This is a genomic window from Caballeronia sp. LZ035, assembly GCF_031451175.1.
GTDB lineage: Bacteria > Pseudomonadota > Gammaproteobacteria > Burkholderiales > Burkholderiaceae > Caballeronia.
Window position 1 is genome coordinate 1,076,222 of sequence record NZ_JARUXS010000002.1, and the last position, 15,295, is coordinate 1,091,516.

Annotated in this window: 14 protein-coding genes; 7 read left to right on the forward strand and 7 right to left on the reverse strand. The window is 65.1% G+C overall.

Translation table 11 applies throughout. The features are described 5' to 3' along the window. Nucleotides 1–14: 14 nt before the first annotated feature. The 6 genes from QCE88_RS20500 to fabG are packed head-to-tail and all read left to right on the forward strand — an operon-like array spanning nt 15 to nt 6,431. Nucleotides 15–914, forward strand: a complete 900-nt coding sequence (locus tag QCE88_RS20500) for an SDR family NAD(P)-dependent oxidoreductase (RefSeq protein WP_409018170.1) — start codon at nt 15–17, stop codon at nt 912–914. After that, on the forward strand, nt 911–1,789 hold the full coding sequence (locus tag QCE88_RS20505; RefSeq protein WP_309905515.1) for a MaoC/PaaZ C-terminal domain-containing protein: 879 nt from the start codon (nt 911–913) through the stop codon (nt 1,787–1,789). Before QCE88_RS20500 ends, QCE88_RS20505 begins: the two co-directional genes overlap by 4 nt. Nucleotides 1,790–1,814: 25 nt before the next feature. Next, the gene (locus QCE88_RS20510; protein ID WP_309905516.1) at nt 1,815–3,266 is read left to right on the forward strand and encodes an OB-fold domain-containing protein; all 1,452 of its coding nucleotides are present in this window, start codon (nt 1,815–1,817) and stop codon (nt 3,264–3,266) included. A gap of 16 nt (nt 3,267–3,282) precedes the next feature. Continuing rightward, a complete protein-coding gene (locus QCE88_RS20515; RefSeq protein ID WP_309905518.1) occupies nt 3,283–4,491 on the forward strand; it encodes an acetyl-CoA acetyltransferase in 1,209 nt (402 codons plus the stop codon). Between the two features lie 2 nt (nt 4,492–4,493). Beyond that, nucleotides 4,494–5,651: an acyl-CoA dehydrogenase family protein gene (locus QCE88_RS20520; RefSeq protein WP_309905520.1), complete on the forward strand. Its 1,158-nt coding sequence runs from the start codon at nt 4,494–4,496 to the stop codon at nt 5,649–5,651. Nucleotides 5,652–5,678: 27 nt separating this feature from the next. Further along, a complete protein-coding gene (fabG, locus tag QCE88_RS20525) occupies nt 5,679–6,431 on the forward strand; it encodes a 3-oxoacyl-ACP reductase FabG (protein WP_309905523.1) in 753 nt (250 codons plus the stop codon). 10 nt (nt 6,432–6,441) lie between these two features. On the opposite strand, the gene QCE88_RS20530 is transcribed toward fabG, so the two are convergent. The 4 genes from QCE88_RS20530 to QCE88_RS20545 are packed head-to-tail and all read right to left on the reverse strand — an operon-like array spanning nt 6,442 to nt 9,895. Next, complete coding sequence (locus QCE88_RS20530; protein ID WP_309905525.1) at nt 6,442–7,329, reverse strand: MaoC/PaaZ C-terminal domain-containing protein; 888 nt, start codon at nt 7,327–7,329, stop codon at nt 6,442–6,444. 3 nt (nt 7,330–7,332) lie between these two features. Further along, nucleotides 7,333–8,208, reverse strand: coding sequence for a TauD/TfdA family dioxygenase (locus tag QCE88_RS20535; RefSeq protein WP_309905527.1), 876 nt, complete (start codon nt 8,206–8,208; stop codon nt 7,333–7,335). A gap of 38 nt (nt 8,209–8,246) precedes the next feature. Continuing rightward, the gene (locus tag QCE88_RS20540; protein ID WP_309905528.1) at nt 8,247–9,083 is read right to left on the reverse strand and encodes an ABC transporter permease; all 837 of its coding nucleotides are present in this window, start codon (nt 9,081–9,083) and stop codon (nt 8,247–8,249) included. Then, nucleotides 9,080–9,895, reverse strand: a complete 816-nt coding sequence (locus QCE88_RS20545; RefSeq protein WP_409018194.1) for an ABC transporter ATP-binding protein — start codon at nt 9,893–9,895, stop codon at nt 9,080–9,082. Before QCE88_RS20545 ends, QCE88_RS20540 begins: the two co-directional genes overlap by 4 nt. Before the next feature lie 309 nt (nt 9,896–10,204). Here QCE88_RS20545 and QCE88_RS20550 point away from each other — a divergent pair, with 309 nt between their 5' ends. Then, nucleotides 10,205–12,034: a diguanylate cyclase gene (locus QCE88_RS20550; RefSeq protein WP_309905533.1), complete on the forward strand. Its 1,830-nt coding sequence runs from the start codon at nt 10,205–10,207 to the stop codon at nt 12,032–12,034. Nucleotides 12,035–12,053: 19 nt separating this feature from the next. Here QCE88_RS20550 and QCE88_RS20555 read toward each other — a convergent pair whose 3' ends face one another. From QCE88_RS20555 to QCE88_RS20565, 3 genes are read right to left on the reverse strand one after another with little or no spacing between them, the layout of a single operon-like run. Then, nucleotides 12,054–12,911: an amidohydrolase family protein gene (locus QCE88_RS20555; RefSeq protein WP_309905535.1), complete on the reverse strand. Its 858-nt coding sequence runs from the start codon at nt 12,909–12,911 to the stop codon at nt 12,054–12,056. Between the two features lie 3 nt (nt 12,912–12,914). After that, nucleotides 12,915–14,237, reverse strand: coding sequence for an MFS transporter (locus tag QCE88_RS20560; RefSeq protein ID WP_309905537.1), 1,323 nt, complete (start codon nt 14,235–14,237; stop codon nt 12,915–12,917). A 27-nt stretch (nt 14,238–14,264) separates the two neighbouring features. Then, entirely contained in the window at nt 14,265–15,281 is a 1,017-nt protein-coding gene (locus QCE88_RS20565) for a porin (protein ID WP_309905538.1), read from the reverse strand. Between the last annotated feature and the right edge of the window lie 14 nt (nt 15,282–15,295).

The window sequence follows — 15,295 nt, forward strand, 5'->3', positions numbered from 1 at the left end:
ACAACGGAGACGACGTGAACCTGATCGACAAGGTAGTGGCGGTGACGGGGGCGGGACGCGGGATTGGCCGGGAGATCGCGCTGCTGTGCGCGCGCGAGGGCGCGGCGGTGGTCGTGAACGACTATGGCGGTGGGGACGGCAACGAGCCGAACCCTGGTGCGGAGGTGGTCGAGGAGATCGTGAAGGCCGGCGGGCGCGCGGTATTGAACGCGGCCAGTATCGCTGACGAGCAGGGTGCGACGTCCATCGTCGAGGATGCGGTGCAGCACTTCGGCCGCATCGACGCGGTGGTCAACAATGCCGGCATTCTGCGCGACCGCATGTTCCACAAGATGAGCCATGCCGAGTGGCGCGACGTCGTCGATGTGCATCTGAACGGTTATTTCTATGTATCGAAAGCGGCGGCCGTTCATTTCAAGGAGCAGGGCAGCGGCGCGTTCGTTCATTTCACGTCGACGTCAGGGCTGGTCGGCAACCTGGGCCAGGCGAACTACGCGGCGGCGAAGATGGGTATCGTCGGCCTCTCGACGTCGATTGCGCTGGACATGCAGCGCTACAACGTGCGTTCCAACTGCATCGCGCCGTTCGCGTGGAGCCGCATGACGGCATCGATCCCGGCGGAAACCGAAGCGGACAAGGCGCGCGTGGAGCGGCTCAAGACCATGTCCGCCGACAAGGTGGCGCCGCTCGCCGCGTTCCTGTGCTCCGACCTTTCGAAAGACGTCACGGGCCAGGTGTTCTGCGCGCGCAAGAACGAGATCTTCCTGTTTTCCCTGCCGCGCCCGGTGCGTTCGATGCAACGCGCCGAGGGCTGGAGCGTCGATACGCTCGCCTCGGATCTGCTGCCCGCTTTCCGCCCGACCTTGCAGCCCTTGCAGCGCTCGTCGGATGTGTTCGCGTGGGATCCGGCATGAATGCCGCGTTCGAACCCGCGCGCATCTTGGCAGCGCCACCGCGCGAAACCGTCGCGACGCACGATGTGCGCGACGTGATGCTGTATGCGCTGGGCATCGGTGTCGGCAGCGAGGCGGCGACCTCGGCTTCCACCTTGCGATACGTCTACGAAGACCGCCTCCAGGTCTGTCCGACGATGGCAGTGGTGCTCGCCTGGCCCGGCTTCTGGTTGAAGGAACCGCAATACGGCGTGAACTGGCGCAAGGTGCTGCATGCGGAGCAGTCGCTGGAAGTGTTCGCGCCCTTGCCTTGCGAAGGCCGCATCAGGAGCGTGCTGAGGGTCGAGCGCATCGTCGACAAGGGCGCCGACAAAGGTGCGCTGCTGTACTCGCGGCGCGACCTGTATGCGAGCGAGAGCGGCCAGTTGCTCGCGACCGAACGCCGCGCCACCTTTCTGCGTGGCGACGGCGGACGCGGCTCGGCGGGCCCGCACGACGATGCCGCGCCGGCGCCACATGCGCTGCCGGAACGCGCGCCGGACAGGTCGGTCGCGCTTGCCACCCGGGACGATCAGGCGCTGCTGTACCGGCTGAGCGGCGATCGCAATCCGTTGCATATCGATCCGCATATCGCCGAGTCAGCGGGTTTCGCGCGGCCGATCCTGCACGGCCTGTGCACTTACGGCGTGGCGGCACGCGCATTGACGGACGCCCTGTGCGACGGCGACGCCGCGCGCTTCTCGCGCATGGACTGCCGCTTCTCGAAGCCGGTCTATCCGGGCGAGACGATCGTCACCGACATCTGGATCACTGGCGCGGGCGAGGCGTCGTTCGTCGCGCGTGTCGCGGAACGCGATGCGGTCGTCCTCGGCAATGGCCGCTTTCAATGGCATTGAAGCCTTCAACCTGACGGATACAGCAATGATTGGAATCTTGGCTTGCGGCGCGTATGTTCCGCGTCTGCGCCTGCAGCGCGCGTCGGTGAGCGCGGCGCACGCGTGGTTCGCGCCGGCATTGAAGGCGCATGGCAAAGGCGAGCGGGCGATGGCGAACTGGGACGAAGACGCGCTCACGCTCGCGGTGGAAGCCGCGCGCGACGCCGCCCCCGAAGCGGCGCGCGGGGACATCGGCACGCTGATGCTCGCCTCGACGAGTCTGCCGTTCGCGGACCGGCAGAACGCCGGCATCGTGAAGGAAGCACTCAATCTCGCCGATGACGTCTTCACCCAGGACATCACCGGCAGCCAGAAAGCGGGCACGGGCGCGCTGATCCAGGCTTTGCGCGGAGTAGCCTCCGCCGATGCTGCGCACACGCTCTGCATCGCGTCGGAGCGCGCGGCCGCGAAGCCTGCCTCGGAGGCGGAACTGATCAACGGCGATGCCGCCGCCGCGTTCGTGCTGGGACGCGGCGAGCCGATCGCGCGTTTCATCGGCAGCCATTCGGTCTCGGTCGATTTCGTCGATCATTTCCGCGGCAGCGACGCCAGTTTCGACTACGGCTGGGAAGCGCGCTGGGTCCGCGACGAAGGCTATGGCCGCATTGCCGGCGACGCGCTGATGCAGGCGCTCGCAAAGTTCGGCCTGGCCGGCGAGGACGTGCATCGCCTGATCGTGCCGATTCCGGTGCGTGGCGTGGCCGAAGCGCTGGCCCGGACCTGCGGCGTGCCGGCGAGCGCCATCGTGGACACGCTCGGCGCCACGCTGGGCCATGCGGGCTGCGCGCAGCCGCTCGTGCTGCTGGCGCATGCGCTCGAACGCGCGCAGCCGGGCGAGCGGATCGTGCTGCTCGGCTTCGGCCAGGGCGCGGACGTGCTGATCTTCGAGATCATGCCCGCCATCGCCACCCAGGCGAACGCGACCAAGCGCGGCGTATCGGGCTGGCTCGCGCGCGGCAAGCCCGAAGCGAACTACCTCAAGTATCTGTTCTTCACGGGCGGCATCGGCCTGGATACCGGCATGCGCGCCGAGTTCGAGCAGAAGCAGCCGCTCACGGCGCTGTATCGCAACCGGTCGGCGGTGCTCGGTCTGGTCGGCGGGCGCGATCCGGAAAGCGGCGCGGTGCAATACCCGCCGACTGGCATCGCCGTGGGATCGCACGATGCGCGCAGCGCGACGCTCGAACCCTATCCGCTCGCCGAACGCACCGCGCGCGTGCTGACCTTTACGGCGGACCGGCTGGCTTTCACGCCCGATCCGCCGGGCTGCTACGGCATGGTCGAGTTCGACGGCGGAGGCCGCATGCTGGCGGAGTTCACGGACGCCGATGCGGATCAGATCGAAGTCGGCCGGGCCATGCGCATGAGCTTTCGAATCAAGTCCGTCGATGAGCGGCGCGGCTTCGTCAAATATTTCTGGAAGGCGATGCCCGCCTGACAAGGAGCGAATCAACATGCCCAAAGGCATTCGGGACAAGGTAGCGATACTCGGCATGGGCTGCGCGCGTTTCGGCGAGCGCTGGAACGACGACGCCGACGATCTCATGGTCGAAGCCTACACGGAGGCGCTCGCCGATGCGGGCGTCGAGACCGCGCAGATCGACGCGGCGTGGCTGTCGGTGGGCTTCGACGCGATGAACATCGGGCCGTCGGGCATTCCGCTCGCCATGGCGCTGCGGCTGCACGACATTGCGGTCACCAAGGTCGAGAACTACTGCGCGTCGGGCACCGAGGCCTTTCGCGGCGCGGTCTATGCGGTGGCTTCCGGCGCGGCCGACATCGCGCTCGCGCTCGGCGTCGAGAAGCTCAAGGACACCGGTTATGGCGGCCTGCCGGTACGCACGCGCGGCACGACGTTCGACATGATCGGCGTGGTGGGATCGGCGCCCGGCAACTTCGCCCAGCTTGCCGGCGCCTATCGCGCGCGGCACGGCGTCTCGCGTGACGATCTCAAACGCGCCATGGCGCACGTCTCGGTCAAGAGCCATGCGAACGGCGTCAACAATCCGAAGGCGCATCTGCGCAAGGCCGTGGACATCGACACCGTGCTGAACGCGCCGATGGTCGCCGAGCCGCTCGGCCTGTACGACTGCTGCGGCGTCTCGGATGGCGCGGCCTGCGCGATCGTCACGACGCCGGAGATTGCCCGCGCACTCGGCAAGGGCGGCGAACTCGTGACGGTGAAGGCGCTGCAACTGGCGGTATCGAACGGCTGGGAACTGCAGGGCGCGGGCTGGGACGGCAGCTATTTCCACACCACACGTATCGCCGCGCAACGCGCCTACGACGAAGCGGGCATCACGAAGCCGCGCGAGCAACTGAGCCTGATGGAAGTCCACGACTGCTTCTCCGTCACCGAACTCGTGACGATGGAAGACCTGCACGTGAGCGAGCCCGGCGAAGGCTGGCGCGACGTGCTCGACGGCCGCTTCGACGCGGACGGCGCCAATCCATGCCAGATCGACGGCGGCCTGAAATGCTTCGGGCATCCGATCGGCGCATCGGGGCTGCGCATGATCTACGAGAACTATCTGCAATTGCTGGGCCGCGCGGGCAAGCGGCAGGTGCGCACGCCGCCGGTGTTCGCGCTGTCGCACAACCTCGGCGGCATGCCGAACCAGAACGTCAGTGCCGTCGCGATCGTCGGCCTGGCCGGAGCCTGACGATGCTCGACCGCGAAACTCTCGAACAACTGAAAGACTCCGTGCGCCGTTACGTGCGCGAGAAACTGGTGCCGCTGGAGCAGCAGGTCGCCGAAGAAGACCGTATCCCGCCCGGCATCATCGACGACTTTCGCCAGATGGGCCTGTTCGGACTCTCGACGCCCGAAGCATACGGCGGTCTCGGGCTCGTCTGCGCGGAAGAGATCGAGATCATCATCGAGCTGACGTGGGCCTCGGCGGCCTTCCGCTCGGCGGTGGGCATCAATCTCGGACTCGGCTCGCAAGGCATCCTGATGGATGGCACCGAGGCGCAGAAGGATCACTGGCTGCCAAAGATCGCGAGCGGCGAAGTCATCACGAGCTTCTGCCTCACGGAACCCGATTCGGGCTCGGATAGCGCGGCGCTGCGCACGCGCGCCGTGCTCGATGGCGACAGCTGGGTCATCGACGGCAGCAAGCGCTACATCACCAATGCGCCGGTCGCGGGGCTGTTTCTCGTCATGGCCCGCACGCATCCGGAACGGCTGCCGAAGAACGCGCACGTCACCGCGTTCCTCGTGCCGGCAAATACGCCCGGCGTGACGGTCGGGCCGAAGGACAAGAAGATGGGTCAGGCGGGCGCCTGGTCGGCGGACGTGTACTTCGAGAACGTGCGGGTGCCGCAGAGCGCGATCATCGGCGGCGAACCGGGCCGGGGATTCGTGACGGCCATGAAGTCGCTCGATCGCGGCCGCATCAATGTTGCTTCGGTGTGTGTCGGGCAGGCGCGGCGCATTCTTCACGAGGCCACGCAGTATGCCGTCGGACGGACGCAGTTCGGCGAGCCGTTGGCGAGTTTTCAGCTGATCCAGGCCATGCTCGCCGACAGCCAGACCGATCTCTACGCCGCCGAATGCATGCTGCGCGACGTCGCCCGACGCCATGACGCGGGCGAGCGTGTCTCGCTCGAAGCGTCGTGCTGCAAGCTGTTCTGCTCGGAGATGGTTGGCCGCATCGCGGATCGCGCCGTGCAGATTCACGGCGGCGCGGGCTATATGCGCGACAGCGCTGTCGAGCGCTTCTATCGCGACGTGCGGCTGTTCCGCATCTACGAGGGCACGACGCAGATTCAGCAGATCATCATCGGCAAGGAACTCGCCCGGCGTGCCGCGGCGTCATGACTTCATAAAAGACACGGAAACGGCGACATGGATCTCGGACTCAGAGACAAGGTGGCGATCATCACCGGCGGCGCGCGCGGCATTGGCGCGGCAATCGGCGAGCGTCTGGCGATGGAAGGCGCGCGCGTCGCGGTAGTCGATCGCGATGGCGCCGGTGCGCGGGCGCAAGCGGACAAGCTCCAGACGATGGGCGTGGAGGCGCGCGCGTATGCCGTCGATGTCACCGACGAAGCATCGGTCAACGACATGGTCGAGGCGGTGGCGGACACATGGGGCAGCGTGCACCTGCTCGTGAACAATGCGGGATTCACCCGCGACATGCGTATCACGAAGATGGGCGTCGGCGACTGGGACAGCGTCGTCGATGTCATTCTGAAGGGCGCCTTCCTGTGTACGCGCGCCGTGTTGCCGCACATGACAGCGGAAGGCCAGCGGTGGGGACGCATCGTCAATATCTCGTCGCGTGCGCATCTGGGCAATCCGGGGCAGGCGAACTATTCGGCGGCCAAGGCGGGACTGATCGGCTTCACGCGGGCGATGTCGCTGGAGAATGGGCGCTTTGGCGTGACCGTGAATGCGATTGCGCCCGGCATCATCGACACGCAGGCGGTGCGCGATCTGCCTCACTACGACAAGGTGCGCGAAGCCGCCGAGAAGACCACGCCGGTGCCGCGCATGGGTGACCCGTCCGATGTCGCGGATGCGGTGGCGTTCCTGCTGTCCGAACGCGCGAGCTATGTGAGCGGCGATCTCCTGCACGTCTCAGGCGGCAGATACTGAAACTCGGGCGTCAGGCGGGGCCGAAGCGCGCGGCCCCGCGCGTCATGACCTTCACGTTGCGTTCGATGGCGAACACGTCGAAAGAGAGCTGCTCGCCTTCAGTGGAGGTCCGGCTGGACGCTTCGATGCGCAGCGTGTCGCCTGGAAACACCGGCGCGCTGAAACGCGCTTCCATCTCGCGAAGTTCGCCGGGGGCTCGTTCGAGCGCGCGCAACAGCATGTAGCCCGCGATGCCGAAGCTCGCCATGCCATGCAGGATGGGTTGCGCGAATCCTGCCGCGCGGGCGATGGCGGGATCGGCATGCAGGCCGTTCATGTCGCCGTTCAGGCGAAACAGAAGCGCGGTTTGCGGCGGCACGGCGTAGTCGAATGCATGACGCCGCGCGGCCTTCAGCGGCTCATGCGGCGCTGATTCACGCGCGCGAGGTGCGGAGCCGAATCCGCCATGAGTGCGCAGGATCGAGGTCATGTCGAGCGTGGCGATGTGCGCGCCATCGTCGGCATCGAACAGCTTGCGTCTTGTCACGACGCGCGCACCGCGCTCGCGGCCGAGATCCTCCACGGCCGTTACGCGGCTTTCGCTGCGCACATGTGCGCTGGTTGAGAGAGGACGGTGAAGTTCGATGCGCTGCGCACCATGCAGCATGCCCGTCCAGTCGAGCCCGAGACTCGGATCGCCGAGCCATGGGCCTGGATCGGCGAGGACGGTAGCGAAGGCCGGCAACACAGCAAGGCCTTCTTCATACACGTACGCGAGCTGTGCCGGGTCCAGCGGCGCCTGGCCGATGCCCAGCGACAGCGCGTAAAACATGATGTCACGGACGGTGTAGCGCTGCGAGAGAGCCTCGATCGGCCAGTTCAGCAGTTGCGCCGGATCCAGCGGCGCGTGCGCAGGCATGCCTCAGGCGGCGAGGGCGAGCGCCGCTTCTTCGGCGACGCGTCCGCTCGGATTGCCGAGCAGGGTCGTGCGATACATCATGCGCGGCTGCGTCTGGTCGTAGTCGGAAAGCGCGATATGCATGGCGCTGCGGTTGTCCCACATCATCAGATCGCCGACCTGCCAGCGGTGCCGGTAGACATTCTCCGGCTGCACGCTGTGCTGATACAGATACTCGAGCAGCGGCTGGCTTTCGGCGCGCGTCATGTTCTCGAACGAAACCGTCGTCATCTCGCTCACGTAGAGCGCCTTGTGACCTGCTTCGTCGTGCACGCGCGCGACCGGCTGAAACACGGGCGGATTGCGCCGGCGAATGTCCGCGAGATCTTCCGCCGTGCGGTTTGTCTGCGTCTCGCGCGCGATGGTCATGTCATGCAGCGCCCAGCGTCCGTCGAGCATCGACTGGAGGCCAGGCGAAAGCGTTTCCCACGCCCGCGTCATGTTGCAGAACATCGTGTCGCCGCCGACCGGCGGCAGCACCGAGCAATACAGCAGCGAACCCTTGGCGGGACGCGTGGTGGTCGACAGATCGGAGTGCCATTGCCGGCCCACGGCGAGCCGCTTGCCGCCCGCTTCATGATTCGTCACCAGCAGGATTTCCGGATGCTCCGGATGCCGGAAGCGCGGAATGGAGGCGTGGTCGTCGAGCGCACCGAAGCGGCGGCTGAACGCAACATGCTGCGCGTGATCGAGCGACTGGCCGCGAAACAGCAGGATCGTGTGACGATGCCAGGCGTCCCGCAACGCGGCGATGGTGTCGTCGTCGATCGCCGTGCGCAGATCGAGCCCGACCACTTCCGCGCCGATCGCCGACGCGAGAGGTTTCAACGTGAACGTCATGATGGAATCCGTGTGATGTGACGCTGTACCGGGTGCGATCAGACCTGCGCGATCTGCTGCTGCTCGGACCAGAACAACAGCTTCTTCTGCAGCATGTGCATCAGCAGATGCAGCACGATGCCCATCGCGGACAGCACGACGAGCGCGGCGAACACGCCAGCGGTGTCGAGGTTGTTGTTCAACTGCATGATGAGATTGCCCAGCCCCTTGCGCGAACCGACGAACTCGCCGACGATCGCACCCAGCACGCTGAAGATGACCGCGATGTGCAGGCCGGCGAAGATCATCGGCGCGGCGCTCGGCAGGCGCACCATCGTGAAGATCTGCCAGCGGCTCGCTTGCAGGGAACGCATGAGCTCGATGCGAGAGGTATCGGTGGAGCGCAGCCCGACGATCACGTTGACCAGGATCGGAAAGAACGCGACGACCGCCGCCATGATCACCTTCGACGTCATGCCGAAGCCGAACCAGATGATGAAGAGCGGCGCGATCGCCACTTTCGGCGTGGTCTGGATGGCAATCAGATACGGGTAGAGCGTCTTCTCGACGAAGCGCGATTGCGCGATCACCGCGCCGAGCATGATGCCGAGAAGGGTCGCCAGCAGGAAGCCGAGCAGCGCTTCGGCAAGCGTGGTCAGGCCGTTGCTGATGAAGAGTCCGGACGAGAGGCCGTTGACGAGCGCGTGAAAAATGTCGGACGGCGCGGGCGCGATGTAGATGGGCACCGCCGCGAGCATGAAGCCGATTTCCCACACGGCGACGACCAGCACGAACAGCGCCGGCACGCAGATCCATTCCGGATGTTGCTTCAACATGGCGAATGCCTGACGGCGCGGCGTCGACGGCGCATGCGGAATCGCGAGTTCGGCGCTCATTCTATGAATCCCCTGGCCTTGAAGTGTTGACGGATGCGGCGCGTGTACGAGCCGAAGCGTTCGGTGGTCATGACGTCGAGATCGCGTTGCGCAGGCAGCTCGACGTCGACGATTTCAGCGATGCAACCCGGACGGCTCGACAGCACGAGCACGCGGCTGCCGAGAAACACCGCTTCCGGAATCGAGTGCGTGACGAACAGCACCGTCTTGCCGGAGTCGCGCCAGATACGCCGGATTTCGACGTTCATGGTTTCGCGCGTCATGGCGTCGAGCGCGCCGAACGGCTCGTCCATCAGCAGCACGGCGGGGTCGTGAACCAATGCGCGGGCAATCGCGACGCGCTGCTGCATGCCGCCCGACAGCTCGTTCGGATAGCGGTGCGCGAAGTCGGCCAGGCCGACCATGTCGAGCAATTGCCGGGCGCGCACGCCGGTCGCCTCACGATCGAGCTTGAGCACGGTGGCGGGCAACATGACGTTGTCGAACGTGGTCTTCCACGGCAACAGGACCGGACTCTGGAACACGACGCCAATATCGCGCTGCGGACCGCCGATGGCTTGTCCGTTGACGCGAATGGTGCCGGAGGTACGCGGGATGAGACCGGCCAGCATCTTGAGAAGCGTGGACTTGCCGCATCCCGAAGGACCGACGACGGTAATGAATTCACCCCGGTCGATGGTCAGGTCGATGGGACCGAGGGCCTGCACCAGGTCGCCGCTGCGGGTGCGGTAGTGCTTCTGCAGACCTTCGATCTGGATGAGGGCGGGAAGCGGCGTACGCGGCTCGCTGCCGGAGAGCGACATTGTGGGCATGCGATCCATGACGGCGGAAGCTCTCCTTGAACATCAGACAACGAAGAAGCCCGGCTGACGGGCGAGGTGGCATTTGCAAGGACATACTCATGAGTATGTCGTGAAGGAAATCATACTGACGCGTATGTTGGGCGTCAATAGAAGCGGGTAGGTGTTTACGCGGGAGACATTGGGCTCGCGCGTGCAACGCGGGGCAGTGCCGAACCGGCGTGTTCCGTAAGGTATGAGAAATGCGCGGATAATGGCGTTTTCTTCCGCGTGGCCGGGCGTTCTGCGAAGCCAGGCGGGAAAGACGAATCTGGCCGGCCGTTGAACAGCAGGAACACCCTGCGTCTATCGACGATAACGAACTGGGCCTATGCGGTCACCGTGACGCTCACGCTTGCCTCGGGCGCCGCCATGCTGCTGGCATCGAACGCTCAGGAAACCGAGCGGGAAGCCGTGGCGCAGCGCCACGCGTTCGATCAGGCCACGTCGAACCTCGACACCGAGGTCAACGCGCTGGGCTCGCTTGCGCGGCAATATGTGGTAAGCGGAAATCCCGCCGATCTCGCCGCTTATCAACGGGAGTTGTCCTCGCTCGGTGCGGTTGAGGAGCGCACGCGCCACATCCGCGACGCCGGCGCGCTCGCCGATGAACTCGACGCGCTGCACGATGCCTTGCGGCAGGCGGACGGCATGCGTGACATCGAAGCGGCCGCGCTGGCTGCCGCGAAGGCGGGCGACCATTCAAAAGCGATCGACATCGCCTTCTCCGCTGACTTCGGACGTTCGCTCGAACGCGCGCGCCGGGATGTCGAGCGATTCCAGTATCGCCTCGATCAACGCACCGACCTCGCCGTTCAACGCGCGGAGGAAGTCTCGAGAGTATGGCGCACGGTGGCGGAGTCGATGCTCATCATCACCGGGCTCGTGTTCCTGTTCGTGCTGTACTTCATCTTCCGCCGGCGCGTTCTGCATCCCGTCGTCAAATTGAGCGATGTGGTGAGCCGCCTGGCCGCACAGGACTTCGCCGTCGAGCCGCCGCGCTACGACCGCATCGACGAGATCGGCGACATGGCGCAAGCGCTGCGCGTGTTTCGCGAGAATGGACTCGTGCGGCAGCGCCTCGAACGCGAACGGGAAGCGGACCGCGTCATGCGCGATTCGCTGTCGCGCATGACGCAACGACTTCATGGATGCAATGACACCCAGGATCTGATCGGGGTCGTCGAACGCTTCACGCCTGAACTTCTGCCATATACGCGCGGACAGCTCTATCTGCTGGACGCCGAACGCGTGGCGATGCGGGCGGCCTGCTCGTGGAAGTCGCCCAGGCACACCTCGGAGACGTTTTCTCCGGATGCGTGCTGGGGCATCCGGCGGGGCAGTCTGCATCGTCCTGCGGGCAAGCAAGTGGATGTGCCGTGCGCACACTTGCAGCTTGCCGATGGCGCCGTGCCCGACACCTGCTGTTTGCCGCTCGCAGGACAACATGGCGCGCTGGGCATGTTGTACCTGGAGTTCAGCGACGGCACGCCGCACGATGGATCGCTCTACGAATATCTGCGGATGCTGGCGGAAAACATCGGCTTTGCGCTGGACAATCTGCATCTGCGCGACACGCTACGCGAACTGGCCATGGCGGATCCGCTGACGGGCTTGCGCAATCGCCGGCAACTGGATCTGTGGACGCAGGATGAACTCGCGAAGACGGCGCGCACGGGGCAGGAGACAGCGTGCGCGATGGTCGATATCGATTTCTTCAAGCAGTTCAACGACGACGACGGGCATGACGCGGGCGATGCCGTCCTGCGTGCCGTGGGCGGCGTGCTGCGGCAGGCGACGGATGACGCCGACCTCGTGTTCCGGTATGGAGGCGAGGAGTTTGCCGTTCTGATGGTCGGGGTGAACGCTGAAGAAGCCGTGCGACGCGCGGAGGGCATGCGCGCCGGGATCGCCGCGCTCGTGGTCGATCACGATGGCAAGCCGTTGGGTCCGGTCACGGCATCGGTCGGTGTCGCGAGTGCGCCTGCGGAATGTGCACGGGCGTCGCTCATTCAGTGCGCCGATGCGGCGCTTCTGGAAGCCAAGCGCAAGGGCAGGAACCGGGTGGAGCGGCATGCAGCGGAAGTCCGGCGAGGCGCGAGCATTGCCTAGATCGCGGCTTCTCGCGTGCTCAGTCGACGAAGCCATACAGGCGCGCCGGATTTGCCACGAGCATCTTGTACAGCGCGTGGTCATCGCCGCACAGAGGCAGCACGTCGACGAGACTTTCATCGTGCAGCACCGGATGGCGCGGGTTCGGATGCGGATGGTCCGTGCCCCACAAGACGCGCTCAGGCGAAGCCGCCAGCACAGCGCGCACGAACGGCGCGGCATCGACGAACGGCGTGCCCGTTGCTGAAATTCTGTCGAGGGCCGAAAGCTTGATCCAGCAGTGATCGCGTCGCGCCCATTCGAGCAACTGCGCGAAGCCCGGTTGTTCCAGTCCGGCAGCAGCGTCGATCCTTCCCATATGATCGATCAGGAATGGAACGGGCAACGCGTCCAGCATCGGCTGCAGTTCGCCGAGTGCCGTCGCATCCAGATGCAATGACACATGCCAGCCCAGCTCGGCTATCCGGTGCATCAGGTTCCGGAACTCAGCCGGATCGGGAGGCGTCCAGAGATGGCGCACGAAGCCGAAGCGCACGCCCCGAATGCCGCCCTCGTGAAGCGTCTGCAACGCATGATCGGAGATGGACGTCTCGACCAGTGCGACGCCGCGCCGGGCGTGCGGCCGGTCGGCGATGGCATCCAGCACGATCCGGTTATCGGTCGCGTACACCGTGGCCTGGACGATCACAGCGCGGTCAATACCCAGCCGTTCGTGCAGCGTGCTCAGGACGAGCTTGTCGGTCTCTTCCTCCGGCGTATAGGGCCGTGATGCCGCGTACGGGAAGCTGCAAGCAGGCCCGATCACGTGACAGTGCGTATCGCATGCGCCGCGTGGCAAGGTGAACCGGGGCCGCGTTGCTTCGATGGAATCGGTCACGATTCAAGCTCCTTGAAGAGGCGCGCGTGCCTCGCTGATGCTGTGAGCTGACGGGCGATCCGTCGCTTCAGGTCCACGGTTGTCGTGCTCGCCGGCTGGCTTCCATCGGTTCGTGTTCCAGGACGCGATCGCCATCAGCAGCACAGCGCTGCCGCCGATGAACGCCGCGATGGCCACATTCAAGCCGATCGACGGCGCAAGGCGGGCGATTGCGTAAGGCGCGACCGAACTTGCGGCGGTCATCGCATAGCTGATGCCGATGCCGGTTGCGCGGCCGCGGACCGAGAAACGCATCGACTGGTAAAGCGGCAGGATGCCGAAGAGTCCGCTCGCGAACAGTCCCATCAGGATGGCGCCGAGCGCCAGCAGCCAGAGGTTCGACACCAGCGTGTAGAGAATGGTGAGCGGAATCACCATGCAGAGAAACAGCACGATGGTCCGGCGTTCGCCGAGGCGCGCCGCGACATAACCGCAGATCGGCTTGCCGCTGATGGAGCCGACCGAATACGCGGCGAGAAACGGATAGATGCGGCTCGCATCGATATGCCGCGCCGACATCAGGAACGTGGGATACAGCACTTGCACCGACCACAGCATGAAGTTGATCGCACCCGAGAACAGCCACGCCTGGACGGCGGCGGGATTGAACTCGAAGGCATCGAAGCGCTTGCGCTGCGGACGCTCACGCCGCTCACGCAACCACTCCGGCGATTCGGCGATGTTCTTGCGGATGAAGAGCGTCAGCAAGGCGGGCAGGGCGCCGATCACGAACATCCAGCGCCATCCGAGCACCGGGAACAGCAGATGGAACGCGCCCGCAGCGACCATGTAGCCGATCTCATAGCCGGAGACCATGATGCCGGAGGCATACGGGCGGATTGAGTCGGGCACGGTCTCCATCATGAGGGAGACCGACACGGTCCATTCGCCACCGAAGCCGACACCAAACAGAACCCGCATGACCATGAACGACGCATAGCTCCAGGTGAGACCGCTCAAGCCTGCGGCGCAGGAGAACCACAGCACCGCAGCCATGAACACGAGCTTGCGGCCGAAGCGGTCGGCCGCCATACCCCAGCCTATCGTGCCGACGATCTTGGCGAGGCCCGTGGCGGTGACGATCAGGGTCATGGCCGGCAGGCCGACGTCGAAGACCTTTTGCAGATGAGGCAGCAGGAACAGCAGCATCGCGAAGTCGAATGCGTCGAGTGCCCAACCCGCCGTGGCGGCTGCGATCACTTGCCAGTGGGTGCGCAATCCAACCCATGGGGAAGCCTGCGTGGCCGCGATGCTGGCCGTTTCGTTGTCGCGCTGTAGGTGTTCCAAGCTGCAAGTCTCCGCAAGTCGTGTGCGTCAGAAGAGAATGTTGAGGCCGGTTGTGACAGCCAGCTGATGCGAAGCGTGGGCCGCATTCAGCGTAGCGTTGCTGATGTAAGTTCCGTGATAGGTCGTGTAATCGCTTTCGAGGTACAGGCGCGTGCGCTTCGACAACAGATAGACCGCGCTCACGATCGCCAGGTTCTTGCGTCCCTTGGCGGTGGGCAGATTCGTCACGTAATAGCCGGCGCCGAGGTTGATGTCGTAGCTGACGTTGTAAGTCAGGCCGCCCCAGTAGTTCTCGGTACGCGAAGCGGTAGCCGGTGCTGCGTTTGCGGTGGTTTCGTTCATGTAGCCGCCGGCGAAACGCAAGGCGCCGAATTTCAGTTCGGAGCCGAAGGCCACGTAATCGTCCGGTTCATAGGCCGCGCCTGCCAGCACGGTCCTGTGAATATAGGTTCCGCCCACATTGAAGAAGCCGACCTTGTATTGCAGGCCGATCCCACGCGCGGTGCCGTCGTTGAAGTCGCCGGCCACGCCGCCCGGCGCGAGTTCGGCGCCGAGCCGAAACGGCCCCCACGTGGCCGAATACTTGATGTCGTTGCTGAAGTGCGTGCCGTCGACGGCGGGCGTGAGCGGAATGATGGCCGGATAAGCGAAGAAGAACGGATCGAAGTCATGCAGCACGTCGTGACCGAGCGTGTACTGACGACCCAGGTCGAGCGACCCATACGGGCTTGCGACGCCCACGTAGGACATGCGATTGAACAGCAGGCCGGTCGTGTTGTCGAATGCGCCGGTCGCGGTATTGAAGCCGGATTCGAGCTGGAAATGGACATTCCAACCGTCGCCGATCATCTCCTGGCCCGTGAAGTCGAGCCGGTTCGCCGTGTACCAGCCGTAAGAGCTCATCGTGATGTCATGCGTCTTGCCGTTGCTGATGTAGCGCACTCCACCGTCGACATTACCCGCCAGACTCACCGACGATTGCGCATGCGCACTGCATGCGAACGCCCCGACGGCGATCGTACAGACATGCCATTTCCTGTTCATCCAGTTGATCTCGT